This is a genomic window from Streptomyces sp. C10-9-1 (genome assembly GCF_024497955.1).
GTDB lineage: Bacteria > Actinomycetota > Actinomycetes > Streptomycetales > Streptomycetaceae > Streptomyces > Streptomyces sanyensis.
In genome coordinates this window covers 238,312-254,237 of sequence record NZ_JANHKP010000006.1, presented here as the reverse complement: position 1 = coordinate 254,237, position 15,926 = coordinate 238,312, and the positions used below count along the sequence as shown (strand labels likewise).

Sequence of the window (15,926 nt, the reverse complement as noted above, 5' to 3'; positions counted from 1 at the left end):
CGGGGGCGCCGCGCCGGGCGGCACCCCCGGGAAGGACGTCACTCCACCTCGACCGCCGCCTGGGCGAACTGGGCGTCGTACAGCCGCGCGTACGCCCCCCGGGCCCGGAGCAGCTCGGTGTGGTTGCCCTGCTCCACGATCGCGCCGTCCTCCATGACCAGGATCACGTCGGCGTCCCGGATGGTGGAGAGCCGGTGCGCGATGACGAAGCTCGTCCGGCCGTGGGAGAGGCGGGCCATGGCCTGCTGGATCAGCACCTCGGTCCGGGTGTCGACCGAGCTGGTGGCCTCGTCGAGGACCAGGATCACCGGGTCGGACAGGAACGCCCGCGCGATGGTGATCAGCTGCTTCTCGCCCGCGCTGACGCCCGAGCCCTCGTCGTCGATCACCGTGTCGTAGCCCTCGGGCAGGGTGCGGATGAAGCGGTCGGCATGCGCGGCCCGCGCCGCCTCCTCGACCTCCTCGCGGCTGACCTCCCGCGCGGCACCGTAGGCGATGTTGTCCGCGATCGTGCCGCCGAACAGCCAGGTGTCCTGGAGCACCATGCCGATGTCCGCGCGCAGTTCGTCGCGCGGCATCGAGGCGATGTCCGTCCCGTCCAGGGTGATCCGCCCGCCGGTCACCTCGTAGAACCGCATCAGCAGGTTCACCAGCGTGGTCTTGCCCGCACCCGTCGGGCCCACGATCGCGACCGTGTGGCCCGGCTCGACGGACAGCGACAGGCCCTCGATCAGCGGCTTGTCCGGTTCGTAGCGGAAGGAGACCTTCTCCAGGTCCACCCGGCCCGCCGGCCGTCCGGCCGCCGTACGGCCCTCCTGCCGCGGCGCGTCCGGCTCCTGCTCCTCGGCGTCGAGCAGCTCGAAGACCCGCTCCGCGGAGGCGACGCCGGACTGCAGCAGGTTCGCCATCGACGCCACCTGCGTCAGCGGCATCGAGAACTGCCGGGAGTACTGGATGAACGCCTGCACGTCGCCGATCGACAGCGAGCCCGAGGCGACCCGGAGCCCGCCGACGACCGCCACCAGCACGTAGTTCAGGTTGGAGACGAAGAACATCAGCGGCTGCATCATGCCGCTGGTGAACTGCGCCCGGAACCCCGCCTCGTACAGGTCCTCGTTGTGCTCGGCGAACCGCCGGGCGGACTCCTCCTGCCGCCCGAAGACCCTCACCAGCGTGTGGCCGGTGTACATCTCCTCGACATGGGCGTTGAGCGCACCCGTCGACGTCCACTGCCGGACGAAGTGCGGCTGCGAGCGCTTGCCGACCCTCGCCGCCACGACCACCGACAACGGCACCGTCACCAGCGCGACCAGCGCCAGCAGCGGGGAGATCCAGAACATCATCACCAGCACTCCCACGATGGTCAGCAGCGAGTTGATCAGCTGCCCCATCGACTGCTGGAGGGTCTGCGAGATGTTGTCGAGGTCGTTGGTGGCCCGGCTGAGCACCTCACCGCGCTGCGCCCTGTCGAAGTAGGACAGCGGCAGCCGGGCCAGCTTGCCCTGGACGTCCTCGCGCATCCGGTACACGGTCCGGTTGATCACCACGGTCGACAGGCGCGTGGCGACCAGCATCAGCAGCCCTGCGCCCACGTAGACCGCCAGGGCCGCGAGCAGCACCCGGCCCACCGCCGTGAAGTCGATCCCCTGACCGGGGGTGAAGTCCACGCCCGCGAGCATGTCGGCGAGCCCGCCGTCGCCCTGCTCGCGCAGCGAGGCGACGACCTGCTCCTTGGAGGCACCCTCCGCCGTCTGCCGGCCGACCACCCCGGCGAAGACGAGGTCGGTCGCCATGCCCAGGATCTTCGGCCCGACGACCGACAGCCCGACGCTCAGCACCGCGGCGGCCAGCATCGGCCACAGCGCGGCCCGCTCCGGGGCGAGCCGGCGCAGCAGGCGCTTGCCCGACCCCTTGAAATCCATCGAACGGTCCGTGGGGGCCCCGCCCGCCATCATCCGTCCGCCGACACCCGGCCCGCTCACGCCGCCTCAGCCTCCGTCAGCTGGGAGAGCACGATCTCCCGGTAGGTTCCGTTGCCGGCCATCAACTCGTCGTGGGTGCCCGCTCCCACCACCCTGCCCTCGTCCAGGACCACGATCCGGTCCGCGTTGCGGATGGTGGAGACCCGCTGGGCGACGATGACCACGGTCGCCTCGGAGGTCTCGTCGGCCAGGGCGGACCGCAGCGCCGCGTCGGTCGCGTAGTCCAGGGCGGAGAAGGAGTCGTCGAAGAGGTAGACCTCCGGGCGCTGCACCAGGGTGCGGGCGATCGCCAGCCGCTGGCGCTGCCCTCCCGAGACGTTGGTGCCGCCCTGGGAGATCGGCGCCTCCAGCCCGGCGTCCAGCCCGCGGACGAAGTCGGCCGCCTGCGCCACCTCCAGGGCCCGCCACAGCTCCTCGTCGGACGCCTCCGGGTCGCCGTAGCGCAGGTTGCTCGCCACGGTGCCCGCGAACAGGTAGGGCTTCTGCGGCACCAGCCCGACCGTGCGGGCCGACACCGCCGGGTCCAGCTCTCGCACGTCCACGCCGTTCACCAGCACCTGCCCGCCGGTGACGTCGAACAGCCGCGGCACCAGCCCGAGCAGGGTCGACTTGCCGCTGCCCGTCGAGCCGATGACCGCCGTGGTCCGGCCCGGCAGCGCCGTGAGGGAGACCCCGCGCAGCACCGGCTCCTCCGCGCCGGGGTAGCGGAAGTCCGCGTCCCGGATCTCCAGCACACCCCGCTCGCCCAGCTCCCGCACGGGGGCGTCGGGCGGGCGGACGCTGGACTCGGTGTCCAGCACCTCCTGGATGCGCTCCGCGCACACCTCGGCCCGCGGCACCATCATGAACATGAAGGTCGCCATCATCACGGCCATCACGATCTGCATCAGATAGGCGAGGAAGGCGGTCAGGGCGCCGATCTCGATACCGCCGCTGTCGATCCGCCGGGCGCCGAACCACACCACGGCGATCGACGAGACGTTCACCACCGTCATCACGGTCGGGAACATCAGCGCCATCAGCCGCCCCGTGGCCAGGGAGACGTCGGTGAGCTCCCGGTTCGCCGTCCGGAAGCGCTCCCGCTCGTAGCCGTCGCGGACGAAGGCGCGGATCACGCGGTTGCCGGTGATCTGCTCGCGCAGCACCCGGTTGACGGTGTCCAGGCGCTCCTGCATCGTGCGGAACAGCGGCCGCATCCGCTTCACGATCAGTGACACGGAGATGCCCAGCACGGGCACCACGGCCAGCAGCACCCCGGACAGCGGCACGTCCTGGCCGAGCGCCATCACGATCCCGCCGACGCACATGATCGGGGCGGAGACCATCAGGGTGAAGGCCATCAGCACCAGCATCTGGACCTGCTGGACGTCGTTGGTCGTCCGGGTGATCAGCGTGGGGGCGCCGAACTGCCCCAGTTCGCGGGCCGAGAAGCCCTGGACCCCGGCGAACACGTCGGCGCGGATGTCACGCGCGACGGCCGAGGCGGTGCGCGCCCCGTAGTACACGGCCCCGATGTTGCCGAGCACCTGGACGACGCTGATGCCGATCATCAGCGCCCCGAGGGAGAGGATGTAGCCCGTGTCACCCTTCACGACGCCGTTGTCGATGATGTCGGCGTTCAGGTTCGGCAGGTAGAGGGTGGCGCTGGTCTGCAGCAGTTGCAGCACCACCAGCAGGGCGATGGGGCGTCTATACGGGCCCAGATAGGTCCGGAGCAGTCGTATCAGCACGTACGGTCTCTCGGGGTCGGCGAAGATCGGGGGTCACCTCATCTTGCGCCACGGAGGGACCGGACACCCAAGGGTTTTCCCAAGGCCGGGTCAAGAGTGCGCCCGCACCGGTGCACGCGGCCGGACCCGGGCGCGTCCGCCGCCCCGCGACGGCGGCCCGGCCCCGCGCCCGCCCCGGCCGGGCCGTCTCAGGACACCGGCGGGAAGGCCCCCGGGTGCACCTGCTCGCGGGTCGCCGCGTACTGCTGGCGCACCGCGCTGCCGACGGCCGCCTCCTCACCCGCCTCGAACACCTGGGCCGCGGCGCCCTGCCAGCGGGGCGGCGCCGCGGGGGAGTGGGTGCCCCGGGCGGCACCCAGCGCCCAGGCCGCCTGCCGGGCGGCGCCGAGCGCCGCGTAGTCGGCGGGCTGCGGCACCACGACCTGAGCCCCGAAGACGGAGGGAGCGATCGCCTGGACGGCGGGCAGCTCCGCGGCCGCCCCCAGCAGGAAGACCCGCCCGACGGACACGCCCCGCCCGCGCAGCACGTCGAGGGCGTCGGCCAGCGAGCAGAGCATCCCCTCGAAGGCGGCCCGCGCCAGGTGCTCGGGCTTCATCGACTCGCGGCGCAGCCCGCTGAGGGTGCCGGCGGTGTGCGGGAGCATCGGGGTGCGCTCACCCTCCAGATAGGGGAGGAGCACCAGTCCGGAGGCGCCGGGCGTCGACGCCAGAGCGAGTGCCGACAGCTCCGCGAGTTCCCCGGCGCCGAGCATCTCGGCCGTGCCGCGCAGCGCCCGGACGGCGTTCAGGGTGTGCACCACCGGCAGGTGCATCCCGGTGGCGTCGGCGAACGAGGTGATCATCCCGCTCGGGTCGGCCAGCGCCTCGTGGTGGACCGCCATCACCGAGCCGGACGCCCCGAGCGAGACCACGGCGTCCCCGACACCGACCCCGAGGCCGAAGGCCGCGGCCATCGTCTCCCCGGTACCCGCCGAGATCAGCAGTCCCTCGGGAGTGGTGCCGGCGGCCTCGGCCGGGCCGAGCACCTCCGGCAGGGCGCAGCGGTGGCCGAGGGCGGTCTCCACGAGGTCGGGCCGGTAGGCACCGGTGGCGGCGGACCAGTAGCCGGTGGCGGAGGCCGCACCCCGGTCCGTCGTGCGGCGGGCGGGCCGTCCGAGCAGCTGCCACACCAGCCAGTCGTGCGGCTGGAGCACGGCGGCCACCTGCTGGGCGGCCTCGGGTTCGCTCCGGGCGAGCCACCGCAGCTTCGCGACGGGCTGAGCGGCCTGGGGCACCGAGCCGACCGCCTCGGCCCATGCCTGGCGCCCGCCGAGCGCGTCCACCAGATCCGCCGCCGCCACCTGGGCACGCCTGTCGTTGCCGACCAGGGCCGGGCGCACCAGGCCGCCCTGGGCGTCGAGCGGGATCATCCCGTGGGGCTGCGCGGACACGCCGATGGCCTCCACGCCCTCCAGCAGGCCCGAACCGGCGGCCTCGCCGAGGGACAGCAGCCAGGACTGCGGGTCCACCTCGGTGGCCTTCGGCTCGACGGGATGCTGCGCATAGCCCTGGCGCAGCACCGCGCCCGTGTCGGCGTCGCAGACGACGATGCGTGTGTACTCGGACGAGCTGTCCAATCCGGCGACAATCCCCATGCCCGGAATTCTGCCGCACGGGCACGGGGGCCGCGTCAGGTGTTGCTCGTTCCCCAGTCGTCCTCCGCCGCGGGCCCGCGCTCGCGCAGGGCCCGCACCCGCTCGGCGACCGAGTCGGGCACGTGCTCCCCCATCCTGTCGCTCACGGCGTGGAACGCCTTGCCGGCGGCCTCCCGCCCGTTGTGGGCGGCGGACTCCGCCGCGTTGCGCACCGCGGGGTTCTGCGAGATCTCCCGTGCCGACTTCTTGAGCTGCTCGTACCGCTCGCGCCCGGCCCGTGCGCCGAGCACGAAGCCGAGGGCCAGCCCGGCGACGAACGTGAGCTTGTACCGCATGGGTGTCACCTTCCGTTGCGTCGGTGCTGCCCGCCTACCCTCCGGGGCACGTGATCACCCGGCACCGAACCGATTGGCGGAGCACCCCCCTGCTTGCGCTAATGTATGTGTCGCAGCGAGCGCACGCCCTCCGGGGAGCCCTCGGTAGGTACGTTCGGTGCACACGCAGCAATCCCCTGTAGCTCAATTGGCAGAGCAGCCGGCTGTTAACCGGCAGGTTACTGGTTCGAGTCCAGTCGGGGGAGCGCGGTCCCCTGTAGCTCAATTGGCAGAGCATTCGGCTGTTAACCGGAGGGTTGCTGGTTCGAGTCCAGCCGGGGGAGCAGAGCGAAGAGGGCCCCCGGCGGGGGCCCTCTTCGCGTGTGCCGTGCGACATTTCGTGCGTTCTGCACGGATGCGGAACCATGCGGCGACCAGCGGAGTCCTCATGGTCAGGCGTTGCCGACCAGGCGAGGCGGGAGATCGTATGACCGGCTATGCTGCGGCAGACGGCGCGCACATATGTGCGCGGCGCGCCGTGAGGGGCGGTAGCTCAGCCGGTTAGAGCAGCGGACTCATAATCCGTCGGCCGTGGGTTCGAGTCCCACCCGCCCCACCACGGAAGCATCATCGTGGCCCGCGAGGATGCGGGTTTCACGCTAGCTGCCGCGCAGCGTTCGCCGCACGGACGCCGCACCGAAGCCTCGTGCGATCCGCTCCCATGGCTTACATCACGGCCAAAACCCGGCTGTCCGGAGACCGCTCCTGCACCGCCGTGTGGCGGGCCGGGGGAACCCGGGCGGGCCGCTGGCGCCGTGACGCCGTCGTCGACGAGACGCAGGCCGAGCATCTCCGCGGCCCGGCCAATGGCCACGGACAGCAAGGCCCGCCGGGGTGGGGGGCGAATTCGAGGGGCTTCGTCGAGGCCGGGCGAGCCGTCGGCGCCGGACGCGGAGAAGGCCAAGCTCTACGCTCACGTCCATGTCGGGCTCCCGGCCGGGGCCGACGCTCCGCGTGCAGCGCGCATGGAAGCGGCGGGCCGGGGCGGACGCTGCTTGGCGCCCCCGCCCTTTGAGGCCGTGAGGCACCGTGCGAACCGCCCACAGTCCGCTGCCGCCGTCGGCGGGGTGAACCGGTGGGCAGCCGCAGGGTGTGCCGCGCCATCCACTTCAGCTGGGGGAAGGCGGCATCACCGAATCTACCCGGCATGCCGCAGACGGGCGAAGCGGAATTTGGCACATGCGCCTCAAGAGTCCCGGCAGTTACGCGGGCCTTGACCCCGTTGCCCCCCTACTCTAATCTCGAAAATGTATCCTGCGGTCGCAGGTGTGGCGTGCAGGAAACCTGCAGGGAATTCAGGATTGCCGCAGCAGTGGTTTTTGCGCCAATTTCCCGGACTCCTTCGCAATTCGCTCGGTTGAGATTTCGCTATTCTTGAGGTGTGGTCATCGCCGCATTCGGCTTCGTGGTCGAACGAGGGAGGCCGCATGAGGAGGGGTATGCATGGGGCGTATCGAGGCGTTCATGAATGAAGAAGTCCTGAGTGAAATGCCGGAAGGTATGGTGGAACGAAATTCGCTCGATCTCGCGGTGAGGAACAGCCATTCCACGGATGTGGTCGTCGCCGCTGAATCGACCGTCGAGGCGGGTCTGGGCCCGGTGAGTCCGCCACCCGCCGTCGTCACCGAGCGCAGGGGTGAACCGCGCTGACCCGTCCCGGTGGCCTTGGGCGCGCGGGCACGCAAAGCCACCGGGCTGTTCGCTGGGACGAAGGCCTCCTCTGGCTGCTCCTCGTTCCAGCGGCCACTCCCGCTCTGAGACAGGCCCCAAGCTGCGTGCAGAGCGTCAGGGGCATTCGTCAGGGAGTCTTCATTGAAGTTCCTTCGGAAGGTCACTGCAACGTTCTTTTCCCCTGTCCCGGTGTCGAGATCCGCGGCGTTGGGGATCTCGGAGAGGCTAGCGGCCCTGACAACCCTGTCCGCATCGCTGGAGCACCTGCACCAAAATCGTCACATGGACCCCGGCGGCATCGGGGACTGGGGCGTCATGCGGCGGTTTCTGGACACCAGGAACCCATGGCTCCGAAACGTTGTTGACCGTGCCAGCCGTAAACCCTGCACGGTCTTCCTGCACGGTGCTCAAGTAGTCGCCAGTCTCGCACTTCTCCTACCGGGGCGGGGGCGGTGGCGCGGGGCCCCAAGTCTCTTTCTCTTCGGTTCGTCACTTCTTTTGCAGACTCGCCACCGCTATGGAAGAGACGGATCCGACCAGGTATCCAACCTTGTGCAGGTCTCCACCGGACTGGCCCGTCTTTCACGAAATGAGCGCACCCAGGACGCCTTGCTTTGGTTCGTGGCACTGCATGCCCACCTGGCCTACTCGGCCTCCGGATGGGTCAAGCTCACAGGAAGGCAATGGCGTAGCGGCCACGCCCTCTCGGGGATCCTGAGGACACAGACGTTCGGCGCCGAACGCATCTACCGTCTCGCCGTGCGCCACCCGCAGCTGTCCCGGTGCACCCAGTACGCGGTGCTGGGCCTTGAGTGCCTGTTCCCTCTGGTGAGCTGCACCGGTGGAAGACTCACCCGGGTCTTCCTGGGCGCAACCACGGGGTTTCACCTGGTCACCGGGTTCGTGATGGGGCTCGGGAGGTTCGCGACGGCCTTTCCTGCAATGCACCCCGCAGTCGCCTACACCAGCACGCCTCGCTCCCACAGAGCTGTTGCGGGGCGGGACGACAGCACGGCCGGCGCCACGGCGTTGCTTGTGACGGCCGCGGCCGTCGGTGGTGCCGCCCTGATGGCATATCGGCGCCTCGTGGTTCTTCGGGGAAGACCGACTTCGCAGCCCGTCGTCACCCGCCATGGGAACACCCTGGCCTGCGATGTGGCCGGCAAGGAATCCGGCGCGCCCGTTGTTGTCTTCTGTCACAACGTTGCCTCCACCTCGGAAGATTTTGCGTGGGTCACCGAATGGTTGACTTCCCTCACCGGGGTCGAAGTCGTGACGTACTCCCGCGCCGGCTACTCCGCAAGCATCCGTCGAGCCCGGGGCCCTTATCGGTCACCGGAGTCGGTGGACGACCTGGAAGACCTCGTCAGAGCAGTGGTTCCGGCGGACCGCGGTGTGCTACTGGTCGGGCATGCGCTGGGAAGCGAACTGGCTCGGCGGGCCGCGTCGCGGCTCTCCGGTCGGCTGAGGGGCCTGGTTTACATCACTCCCGCTCACCTGACCGAGTTGCGCAGCAGTATTCACGCTTCGGCCGGGAACAGCAGATTCGGACGAACGCTGTCCTCGACGGCGACCTGGCTTCGACTGGGAAGCGGGGTCCTGTTAAGCCGCCCCGACTGGCTTGGCTCACTGCCGAAAGCAAGTCAGAGGAGTGCTCTCGCCCAGTACACCGACGCCCGGTTGTGGCAGGCGGCGCAGCGTGAATGGTCCTCGATCGAACGAGAACTCACTGATCACAGCGAGCCGGTGGAGCCGGTGGCCGCTCCGGCGTTGGTTATCACGACGCGTCAGGCCGTGGACCGGGATCCGCGAGAGATCCCGTACTGCGAAGAACTGCTCCGGGGTCATGAGGCGGAACACGGCAACAACCTCCGCGTAGTGGAAGGGCCCGACCACCAGACCCTTCTCGTGGACCGCTGTCACGCCTACGAGGCGGCGAGACTGATTGCGCAGTTCATCGAGGAAACGGGTCGGAGAGGTGGGTGAATCGCCTCATGCTGCGCGGGACACGTCGGGTAGGCTCGGACTCCATAGTGCGATGGGCCGCCGCAGCGGCACTTGTGGCATCCGTGTTCGCCCAGCACCCGCACCGGTCTTTCAATCGCATTCGCCGAAGGGATCCCTGGTCACTCGTCCCGGATTACAGGTTCTTCGCGCCGGAGCCGTCGACACAGGATTTCCGCTTCGCGTATCGCACCGTCGACCGTGCCGGGCGACTCGGCAAATGGCAGGAGATCGACACCACCGAAAGGCGTCGCGGGTATCACGGAGTCTGGTTCCCGAATCGGCGCCCCGAGAAAGCGGTTTTTGACATCTGCAACTCGATCTTGCTGACTGCGGCAAGAGTCAACCTCGCAGACATTCACCAGACCCTCCCGTACCAGCTCGCCGCGGCGTTCACGTTGAGTAATATATTCCGAGAGTCTGGAGTGGAAGAGATCAAGGCATTCCAGTTCTCCATCGCTTCCGTGGCCGAGTACGACCCGGAGGATGTCCCGGACTTGTCCTTCGTATCGCCTCTCATCGATCCCCTTTCGCCTTGGGTGGCCACCGGGCAGTAGTGCGCGGACGGCCTGGCGGTGGCGCAAAGGTCTTGTGGTCACGAACCACGGGTCGTGGTGCTTCAGCCGGACCTGGCAGGGCATCCGGGGTTCTTGAGGGCTCCGGAGGAATCGTTACCCCGCTGCGGAGGCCGCAGGAGGCCATCCAGGGGCAAGGTTGGCTCCAGCCTCCGTACCAGTGAGTTCTTTCAAGTGGCCACTGATCGGGTGACCGGTCGCCGTTCCGCAACGCACGAGGCCCCCGTGTCGTGGAGAGAGGTGCTCAGCGCCTCGACTGGGCAGCGTCAGATGCCTCTTCGGTGTCCTGCCCTGCCTCACTCGAGTACGGTCAGCCGGGGATGAACCGATCCACGCTGCGGCCATGCCCGTGGACGTGACAGCACGGCCAGCGCGAAGAACGCATTCACCCGGGTGTAAGGACAGTTGGAGAAGTGGACACGAAGGTGGGGCAGGACCCCCAACGCGGCATCAGCGGACTGTTCGGCGGCGAGCTCCTCGGCAGCGGCCGTTGCTTCACACGACGTTGTTCGACACCACAAGGCGGGAGGAACGACCGCCTTGCTGTCCCGGAAACGAACCAAGACGGGCCCGGGTGAACGGCCGGGGTCACGTACCACGCTAGGTCCACGCCTGACCCTTCATGGCCTGGTGGTTGACCCGCCGCCCTCAGGTCGCGCTTGCCAGAGGGCACGGTACTGGCGGGTGGTGAGGGTGTCGGGGTGGTCGGGGCCGAGGACGCGTCTCCGGTCTGCCAGCAGCGCGGTGAGTGCGTCCACGGCGCTTGCTCTGTCGCCGGCCCGGCCCGTCCAGTAGGCGAGGTTGCCTCGGGTGGTGAGGGTGTCGGGGTGGTCGGGGCCGAGGACGCGTCTCCGGTCTGCCAGCAGCGCGCTGAACGCGTCCACGGCGCTTGCTCTGTCGCCGGCCTGCCCCGTCCAGTAGGCGAGGTTGCCTCGGGTGGTGAGGGTGTCGGGGTGGTCTGCGCCCAGGACCCTGACCATGTCCGTCACGAGCGCGGTGAGTGCGTCCACGGCGCTTGCTCTGTCGCCGGCCCGGCCCGTCCAGTAGGCGAGGTTGCTCCGGGTGGTGAGGGTGTCGGGGTGGTCGGGGCCGAGGACGCGTCTCCGGTCTGCCAGCAGCGCGGTGAGTGCGTCCACGGCGCTTGCTCTGTCGCCGGCCCGGCCCGTCCAGTAGGCGAGGTTGCCTCGGGTGGTGAGGGTGTCGGGGTGGTCGGGGCCGAGGACGCGTCTCCGGTCTGCCAGCAGCGCGCTGAACGCGTCCACGGCGCCTGCCGCATCGCCTGATTCCCCCCGCCAGGACGCCAGGTTGTTGCGGGTGGTGAGGGTGTCGGGGTGGTCTGCGCCCAGGACCCTGACCATGTCCGTCGCGAGCGCGGCGAGTGCGTCCACGGCGCCTGCCGCATCACGTGCTTCCCCCTGCCAGTGGGCGAGGTTGTTGCGGGTGGTGAGGGTGTCGGGGTGGTCTGCGCCCAGGACCCTGACCATGTCCGTCGCGAGCGCGGCGAGTGCGTCCACGGCGCTTGCTCTGTCGCCGGCCCGGCCCGTCCAGTGGGCGAGGTTGCCTCGGGTGGTGAGGGTGTCGAGGTGGTGGGGGCCTAAGTGGCGGTGGGTGGTGCGGGAGAGGTGCTGGAAGTGGTTGCGGGCTGTGGTCACCTGGCCGGCTTCGCCAAGGCTGCGGCCGACGCAGAACAGCACCTCGTGGGCGTCAGGCCGGTGCAAGGCGTCCTCGGCCCATGTGACCAGGGCGTCCGTGTTGGTGCGCAGGGTCTGGGCTAGGGCGGAGTGGTGTTCGACGCCGGACCAGGCGGCAAGGAGGGCGTCGGCGGCGGTGCGTGCACTCTGGTGGTGCTGGCGGACGGTGAGGGCATCACGCGTGGCGCGTTGGATGAGCTGGTGCAGCCGAACGGTCTGGTGGGGGTTGGTGGGAGTGTGATCGATGAGGCTGAGCCGGTGCAGGACCCGCAGGGCCGCCGCAGCGTCTTGGGCGGTGACCTCCTGTGGGGGAGTGTCAGCGGAGGGGCGGCTGGTGCGGTGCACCGAGAGGTGGTTGAGGGCGGGGGTACTGCTCAGCACGGAATGGGGGATGCCGTTCGGGTCGAGCAGGGAGGCGAGGTGGAGCAAGGGGCGTGCCAGGCCGTGCGGCTTCAGGGCGTCGGCCCGGTCGAGGGACAGCGACCAGGCGGCGTCCAGGGCGAGGCCTTGGTCGTCGGGGAGGACATCGGGGACGGTGTCGCTGAGTGTGGCTGTGCGGTCGGCGAGCAGGGAGCGGTACGCCGCTGCTGTCCGGCCGGAGTCGATGACGTAGGCGGCGGCCTGGGCGAGAGCCAGCGGCAGGCGCCCCAGGTCGTCGGCGAGGGCGGTCAGTTCGTCGGCAGATTCGTCATGCCCGGTCAGGGAGGCGGTGAGGTAGGTCATGGCCTCGGCCTTCGTGAACAGGCCGACCTCGATGGTGCGGCGGCCGCGGGCGACGAGGGCGGCATCCCGGCGGCGGGTGGTGACCAGGGTGCGGCCGCGGTGGTTCTCGGGCGGCCACAGGCCTTTCAGATCGTCGGGGTCGGCGACGTCGTCCAGGATGATCAGCCACCGGCACGGCTTCGCTCCGGACTTGGGGGTGAGCCAGGCCAGGAAGGTGCGGGCGGCCTGCTCCACATCGTCCGGGTCGGCCCGGCACAGCTCGACGCCGGCCTGGGCGTAGCCGGTCACGATGGAGGAACGGCTGCTCGCGGTGACCCACACCAGGACATCCAGACCGCCGCCAGGGCTGGTGTCATTCCAGGCGGTGCGGGCGTAGTCGGCGGCGAGCTGGGTCTTCCCGACCCCGCCCATGCCGGTCAGCAGCTGGGTCGTCACCGTGGTGCCGACGTCGGCCGCCGCGTGGAGCCGGTCGGTCTCGGCGCGGTGCTGGAAGGACCGTGCCGCGGGCGGGATGACGCCGACCTGGTGCGGCCAGGGGGCCGGTTCCCGGATCGGCCGTGGCGGCACGGTCAGCTGGTGAACGTAGCCGCTGACTCCGATTCCACCGTCGTTGACGGTCACGTTCCCGGTGCGGGACAGGTGTACCGGGTCAGGGGACTCAGGGCCGGTTCCCGGAGCCGGGCCGCGAAAGCCGGTCACGGCCGTGCCGTCGCCGGCGGCCTCGGCGTCGCCGGTGTCCGTCACGGTCACCGACGGCTCAGGTACCTCGTCCCTTGCCGTGCGGGATGACGACTTCGCCATGGGCGTGTGGGTCCTAGCTCGAGTAGTCGATGCCGGAGACGGAGCCTTCGCCGCTGGCGTCTCCCGTCCGCTCGGCTGTTGCCGAGCCGTGTCCCCGGCCGCCGGGCCGCTTGATGCCGGTGAGACCGCCGCGGCTGGCCCTACCGGTTCGGGTGGCCCGGTCGGTGGGCCCGGCAGGGGCCGGATTCTGGAACAGGGCCCAGACCAGGGTCACGATGCCGACGGCGGTCTGGACCGAGGCCCCGGCCAGCTGCCCGGCACCGGGGCTGTTCAGTAGCCAGATCAGCGGCGTGGAGAGGATGCCCGCCGTCGCCAGCACGATGACTGCGATCTTCCCACCCTGCATCATGCCGATCTTCCCCCATGGTTTCGGCGGACCCGCCAGAACGGCTCAGGGCGCTCCCATTGGTTTTCCGCCGCGATGTCGTCCGAAACAGGAAACGCGCCCCGTGCTGCCTTGGTTCCACGGCTCCTCACGCCCGAGCGCCGGGGACCGCGACAACCTGCTGACCCGCGCTCTCGGCGGTCCCCGGGGGCTCTGGCGGGCGCTGGCCTGTCTCGGCGACCGTGACAGTCCCCCGGCGCGGCCGAGGTGTGCGACGGGTTCGCCACCGACTTCCAGCACGCGCCGTTCGACCGTCCCGACGTGCGCAGGCGGTGGGGGCTGCGCCACCGCAACAAGCAGTCCAGCCTTTCAGGTCGCAAACGAACTCGCCTGGTCCGACGCCGCCAGTCTCGACCGAATCACCCTCACCCGGCACCCGGGGCGGGTCGTGCGGGCCACGGTGGCGTACGACGTCGCCGAGTCCGCGGAGATGTTCGCCGACGACAGGGTGGGTGAGGGGGCACCAGTATGGGGCGGCACCTCAACCTGACCATCCCGGTGGCGGAGATGCCCGACTGGTGCATCCGCCGCTTCCCCGGCGACGCGTACTCCTGCATCGGGGAGATCCAGCGGCAGCCCACACGATGCGGGGTGTGCCGAAGACGAACCCTCTACGTGCGCCTCGGCCGGCGCTCTCAGCCGACGGCGAGCTGACCGGCGCGCAGCCGGAGAAGCGCTTCGCTCTGCTCGAACCGTGCGAGAACACCGATTGACCGGTCCTCACCCCCAGGTACAGGGGTCGGGCGAGGCGGAGAGGAGGCCGCCCGGCCCCGGAGCCGAGGGGCCGCGACGGCCGACCGCCGCTCGTGCACGGTCACCCTCCGGCCGCGGACCTGTGCGTCGGCCACCGGGCGGAAGTGCTCCCGAAGCGTGGAGATCTCGGTCCTGTCCCGCGCCGACCGCCAGGGCCCGGACACGCCCCAAGCGCCGGTGGTGAGGACGATGCGATGCAGAGCGGTGGCGGAGGGTCAGGCCACCCGGTGCCGGGGCCGCGGACGCGGTTCCGTCGGCGGAGTCCCGTCCCGGTGGACCGGCCGCCCCGCGAGGGCGGGGACCCGTGGGCGCACGGCCCTCGCCCGCCCCGCCGTCGTCCGGGGGGTGCCGGGGGTTCCCGTGCGCCGGGAGCGTCCGGGGGCACCGGGTGCACGTGCGGGCCGACCCCTGCACCAGGGGGCGGCGCCTCGGGTGCTTGCGGTGGTGGCGGGCGGGGCAGACCGAAGGCGTCGGGCCGGAGACCGGACCGGCCCCGCAGGGCCAACGATCAGGAGAGTGAATGCGATGACCGTTCCCGGTTCCCTCGAACCCCTGGCGACCTTCTGCGGCAAGTGCGACTGCGGATGCCCGCAGCTCTTCGTCGACGAGAGCGCCCCTGCCGAGCGCAGGGTCGTGATCACCGACGACTTCGGCCAGAAGGTCGAGATGAGCGCGGACCAGTTCGCCTCCCTGGTCGAGGAGGCGAAGGCCGGACGGCTGGACGCCGTGGCCGCCGTGTGAGCGAGCGGGGGAGCCGGGTGCCGCCGCGGGGCGGCGCCCGGCCGCCGTGCCCACCGGGGCGCAGCGGGCGGCCCGCTCAGTTCTGCGGCGCCGTGATGTTGACCATCCACGAGACGCCGAAGCGGTCCCGGCACATCCCGAAGACATCGCCCCACATCTGCTTCTCCAGCGGCACCTCCACGGTGCTGCCGGAGGACAGCTTCTCCCAGTAGCCGCGCAGTTCGGCGTCGTCGTCCCCGCTGACGCTGACCGCGTAGGCGTTCCCCGGGGCGTGCTCCATGCCCGGACGGGTGTCGGCGCCCATGAGCGTGAAGCCCGCGTGCGTCTCCAGCAGGGCGTGCATGATCCGGTCGGCGTGCGCGCCGTCCCGGTCGGCCCCGTACTCACCGTAGGTGTGAGTGGTCAGGTCGCCGCCGAAGACGTCGCGGTAGAACTCCATCGCCTGCTTCGCGTCGCCGTCGAAGCTGAGATAGGGGTTGAGCCGAGTGGCCACCGCTGATTCCTTTCGCGAGATATGCCGGAATCGCACCTTATGACCTGCTCGACGGTTCCCGGTGGACCGGCGTGCGGTGTCGGATGCGGAGCCCCGGAGGGCGGAGGGGGCCTCGTGCCGGGCCCCGCGCGAGGGTCGAGTCGGAGGGCGGAGGGGCTCGACACGCGCGTGAGGTCGTGTGCTCCCGGAGGCGGGGGTATTCGGTTCGGAGGTTTCGTGCGGTAACCCCGCGGCGGGTGAGGGCCTTTCGGCCGAGCGTCAAGGAGTCCGCTTCCGATGACTTCGCATTGTTGTTCTTACTCGTGCCGCAGTAAGCGTTTTCCCGATCGCGGCATGGCTTGACCTGGACCCTGTCAATGGCGCAGGTTC

The 15,926-nt window shown here is 70.3% G+C and carries 12 protein-coding genes and 3 tRNA genes; 8 read left to right on the top strand and 7 right to left on the bottom strand.

Annotation, left to right across the window (positions count from 1 at the left end; translation table 11 throughout):
* Positions 1-38: 38 nt before the first annotated feature.
* From NPS70_RS10925 to NPS70_RS10910, 4 genes are all read right to left on the bottom strand, one after another.
* On the bottom strand, positions 39-1,982 hold the full coding sequence (locus tag NPS70_RS10925) for an ABC transporter ATP-binding protein (protein WP_308314998.1): 1,944 nt from the start codon (positions 1,980-1,982) through the stop codon (positions 39-41).
* Positions 1,979-3,712 carry an ABC transporter ATP-binding protein gene (locus NPS70_RS10920; protein WP_256523937.1) on the bottom strand — a complete coding sequence of 578 codons (1,734 nt, stop codon included), beginning with the start codon at positions 3,710-3,712 and terminating at the stop codon, positions 1,979-1,981. Before NPS70_RS10920 ends, NPS70_RS10925 begins: the two co-directional genes overlap by 4 nt.
* Before the next feature lie 188 nt (positions 3,713-3,900).
* Entirely contained in the window at positions 3,901-5,346 is a 1,446-nt protein-coding gene (locus NPS70_RS10915; RefSeq protein ID WP_256523936.1) for an FGGY family carbohydrate kinase, read from the bottom strand.
* 35 nt (positions 5,347-5,381) lie between these two features.
* Positions 5,382-5,681: a YtxH domain-containing protein gene (locus NPS70_RS10910; protein WP_256523935.1), complete on the bottom strand. Its 300-nt coding sequence runs from the start codon at positions 5,679-5,681 to the stop codon at positions 5,382-5,384.
* 172 nt (positions 5,682-5,853) lie between these two features.
* Between NPS70_RS10910 and NPS70_RS10905 the strand changes: the two genes are divergently transcribed.
* From NPS70_RS10905 to NPS70_RS10880, 6 genes are all read left to right on the top strand, one after another.
* Positions 5,854-5,926: transfer RNA gene (locus NPS70_RS10905), tRNA-Asn, on the top strand.
* Positions 5,927-5,931: 5 nt separating this feature from the next.
* Positions 5,932-6,004 (top strand) — tRNA-Asn (locus NPS70_RS10900).
* A gap of 198 nt (positions 6,005-6,202) precedes the next feature.
* Positions 6,203-6,279 (top strand) — tRNA-Ile (locus NPS70_RS10895).
* Positions 6,280-7,163: 884 nt separating this feature from the next.
* The gene (locus NPS70_RS10890; protein WP_256523934.1) at positions 7,164-7,370 is read left to right on the top strand and encodes a hypothetical protein; all 207 of its coding nucleotides are present in this window, start codon (positions 7,164-7,166) and stop codon (positions 7,368-7,370) included.
* A 573-nt stretch (positions 7,371-7,943) separates the two neighbouring features.
* The gene (locus tag NPS70_RS28695) at positions 7,944-9,377 is read left to right on the top strand and encodes an alpha/beta fold hydrolase (protein WP_256523933.1); all 1,434 of its coding nucleotides are present in this window, start codon (positions 7,944-7,946) and stop codon (positions 9,375-9,377) included.
* A gap of 83 nt (positions 9,378-9,460) precedes the next feature.
* Entirely contained in the window at positions 9,461-9,952 is a 492-nt protein-coding gene (locus NPS70_RS10880; RefSeq protein WP_256523932.1) for a hypothetical protein, read from the top strand.
* A 638-nt stretch (positions 9,953-10,590) separates the two neighbouring features.
* On the opposite strand, the gene NPS70_RS10875 is transcribed toward NPS70_RS10880, so the two are convergent.
* Positions 10,591-13,134, bottom strand: coding sequence for a tetratricopeptide repeat protein (locus tag NPS70_RS10875; RefSeq protein WP_256523931.1), 2,544 nt, complete (start codon positions 13,132-13,134; stop codon positions 10,591-10,593).
* 64 nt (positions 13,135-13,198) lie between these two features.
* On the bottom strand, positions 13,199-13,534 hold the full coding sequence (locus tag NPS70_RS10870; protein ID WP_256523930.1) for a hypothetical protein: 336 nt from the start codon (positions 13,532-13,534) through the stop codon (positions 13,199-13,201).
* A 504-nt stretch (positions 13,535-14,038) separates the two neighbouring features.
* On the opposite strand from NPS70_RS10870, the gene NPS70_RS10865 reads away from it, so the two are divergent.
* The gene (locus tag NPS70_RS10865) at positions 14,039-14,224 is read left to right on the top strand and encodes a hypothetical protein (protein WP_256523929.1); all 186 of its coding nucleotides are present in this window, start codon (positions 14,039-14,041) and stop codon (positions 14,222-14,224) included.
* A gap of 624 nt (positions 14,225-14,848) precedes the next feature.
* Entirely contained in the window at positions 14,849-15,064 is a 216-nt protein-coding gene (locus tag NPS70_RS10860; RefSeq protein ID WP_256523928.1) for a hypothetical protein, read from the top strand.
* Positions 15,065-15,140: 76 nt separating this feature from the next.
* Here NPS70_RS10860 and NPS70_RS10855 read toward each other — a convergent pair whose 3' ends face one another.
* On the bottom strand, positions 15,141-15,557 hold the full coding sequence (locus NPS70_RS10855; protein ID WP_256523927.1) for a VOC family protein: 417 nt from the start codon (positions 15,555-15,557) through the stop codon (positions 15,141-15,143).
* Positions 15,558-15,926 lie beyond the last annotated feature (369 nt).

Excerpts from the sequence above, each read along its gene's own strand:
- NPS70_RS10915 (WP_256523936.1), bottom strand. The coding sequence starts at position 5,346 with ATGGGGATTGTCGCCGGATTGGACAGCTCGTCCGAGTACACACGCATC.
- NPS70_RS10910 (WP_256523935.1), bottom strand. The coding sequence starts at position 5,681 with ATGCGGTACAAGCTCACGTTCGTCGCCGGGCTGGCCCTCGGCTTCGTG.
- NPS70_RS10890 (WP_256523934.1), top strand. The coding sequence starts at position 7,164 with ATGGGGCGTATCGAGGCGTTCATGAATGAAGAAGTCCTGAGTGAAATG.
- NPS70_RS10870 (WP_256523930.1), bottom strand. The coding sequence starts at position 13,534 with ATGATGCAGGGTGGGAAGATCGCAGTCATCGTGCTGGCGACGGCGGGC.
- NPS70_RS10865 (WP_256523929.1), top strand. The coding sequence starts at position 14,039 with ATGGGGCGGCACCTCAACCTGACCATCCCGGTGGCGGAGATGCCCGAC.
- NPS70_RS10860 (WP_256523928.1), top strand. The coding sequence starts at position 14,849 with ATGACCGTTCCCGGTTCCCTCGAACCCCTGGCGACCTTCTGCGGCAAG.